The sequence below is a fragment of the Herbaspirillum sp. VT-16-41 genome (assembly GCF_001994935.1).
Taxonomy (GTDB): Bacteria; Pseudomonadota; Gammaproteobacteria; order Burkholderiales; family Burkholderiaceae_D; genus Herbaspirillum; species Herbaspirillum frisingense.
This window is the reverse complement of record NZ_MUXB01000025.1, coordinates 1-1,899: the sequence shown is the minus strand read 5'-3', so window position 1 is coordinate 1,899 and position 1,899 is coordinate 1. Positions and strand designations below refer to the sequence as shown.

The window sequence follows — 1,899 nt, the reverse complement described above, 5'->3', positions numbered from 1 at the left end:
TTCATCCATATATAGTTCATATAATTCATCTTCTGCAGTTCCTAAACCTTGCTTAAATTTAAAATATGCGGGCGCCCCTTCGCCTTCATAATAATAACCGGTAGAAAAAATTATATGGAGACCCGTTCTTTCAGCAATTTCTTTAAGTAATACTGGGTCTCTCCCAGAATCATTTGGCGTAGCGTCTACAATTGTTTTAACACCGTGCTGTTTTGCTTTATCGGCTACTTCTATTCCTACTCTTATCGCTTCGTCTCTATCTATAGGATACTTAGTATTTCCTGTGTGACCTGCATAACCGAAAAAGAAATGTTCATGCATTAATGTTTTTCCTAAACTATCAACTGCCACTGGTCCTAAAACGGTATTTACTGTCCCACTCATAATTCTCCCCCTAATTATTTAATATGTGATGGTATATACCTAAGTTGTTTTTTAACCATCTGACCGGGCTGGTGGAGGTACTGCGCCAGCAGGGTAAAGACGTACAGAGTAAGGTTCTGCAATTCGAGGTGATGCCCGCACCACCAGCCATTGCCAGCCTGCTGCGGATTCAGGTGGATGAGCGGATCTCCTTTTCACGCCGGATGCGTTACGTGGAAGGGAAACCCCTGATGCTGGAGGCTAGCTTTATGCCCGTGCAGCTGTTTCGCAATCTGTCACTGGCGCATCTCGAGGGGTCGAAATTTGATTACATTGAGAAGGAGTGTGGGATAACCATCAGCGGTAATTATGAGAGTCTGACTCCCGTGCTGGCAGATAAATCGTTGGGAGGATATCTGAATGTTCCGGAACAGACGCCGCTGCTGAGAATCACTTCCCTTTCCTACAGTGACAGCGGCGAGTTCCTGAATTATTCCGTTATGTTCCGTAATACCCGTGATGACGGCAGTATCGATAAAGCGGGTCTTTGCATCTGATGGACGTGGCATGGGCCGTATTATGCATGTTGTATGGCGATCGGTCTAGTGCTACGTTCTATGGCGATTGCCATAGAACGTATGGCACAATCCGGGAGAATGCCGATGCCTGACCAGCGCGAACTCAAATCGACCGGGAGTGAAGCGGCCTTCACACCTTCTGCTGCTCCCCGGTTGTGGCAACGATTGCTTGATCTCAGCGGTTATTCCGCCCTGCGCAGCCTTGGCGGGGGCAAGCCGGAGACGAGGATGCCGCAAGGCTGGGACGGCCTGGAACCATTCGATCTCTTGCGGGGATGGCAGTGCGGCGAGGACTGAGTAGCAAGAAGAAACCAGAATTGTCCGGAAAGGCCACAAGCCAAACCGCAAAGCCTCACTCCTCAAGCATTTCCGGAATTTCTACCGTAATGGCCAATCCGTTACCCATAAAAAGTTATATTTAGATTCATCAATAAGATTTAATTCATGTCCTAATTTTAGTCGTAGAGCTCCTAAACTATCGTATACAACACTACTCTTATCTGCCACGAATAAAAGAAGATCTCCATTTTTTGCATTAGCTCTTGCGATAATACCTGATTTTTCATCTTCACTCAAGAACTTCACGATTGGTCCTTTTAATTCGTCTTCTTCTAGTTTAAGCCACGCTAACCCTTTCGCACCGTAAATCTTTACAAATTCGGTAAGCTTATCAATATCTTTTCTAGAATAATTACTAGCCTCACCTTGAACGTTGAGAAGCGCAACTTTACCATCTGTTTCTACTGCATTCTGGAATACTTTAAAATTAGAATTAACAACAACATCTGTTACGTGAACTAATTCGAGTCCAAATCTCGTATCCGGTTTATCAGATCCATATCGATCCATCGCTTCTTGATAAGGTATTCTTGGTAGTGGTAATTCGATGTCGATTCCTTTCACTGCTTTCATCACATGTTGCATCATACGTTCTGTCATTTCCATAATTTCATCACTA

General features: G+C 44.6%; 3 protein-coding genes and 1 pseudogene. 2 read left to right on the top strand and 2 right to left on the bottom strand.

Features of this window, described 5'->3' with window-relative positions:
- A pseudogene (locus BTM36_RS03685) lies at window positions 1-384 on the bottom strand (hypothetical protein); the annotation flags it as partial.
- Between the two features lie 44 nt (window positions 385-428).
- On the opposite strand from BTM36_RS03685, the gene BTM36_RS03680 reads away from it, so the two are divergent.
- Window positions 429-920: a GntR family transcriptional regulator gene (locus BTM36_RS03680; RefSeq protein WP_217349530.1), complete on the top strand. Its 492-nt coding sequence runs from the start codon at window positions 429-431 to the stop codon at window positions 918-920.
- A 105-nt stretch (window positions 921-1,025) separates the two neighbouring features.
- Window positions 1,026-1,238: a hypothetical protein gene (locus tag BTM36_RS03675; RefSeq protein WP_139347039.1), complete on the top strand. Its 213-nt coding sequence runs from the start codon at window positions 1,026-1,028 to the stop codon at window positions 1,236-1,238.
- An 81-nt stretch (window positions 1,239-1,319) separates the two neighbouring features.
- Here BTM36_RS03675 and BTM36_RS03670 read toward each other — a convergent pair.
- On the bottom strand, window positions 1,320-1,899 hold a 580-nt coding region (locus BTM36_RS03670; RefSeq protein WP_305778097.1), incomplete at its 5' end, for a GAD domain-containing protein.

Coding starts and splice junctions, on each gene's coding strand:
- BTM36_RS03675 (WP_139347039.1), top strand. CDS start 1,026: ATGCCTGACCAGCGCGAACTCAAATCGACCGGGAGTGAAGCGGCCTTC.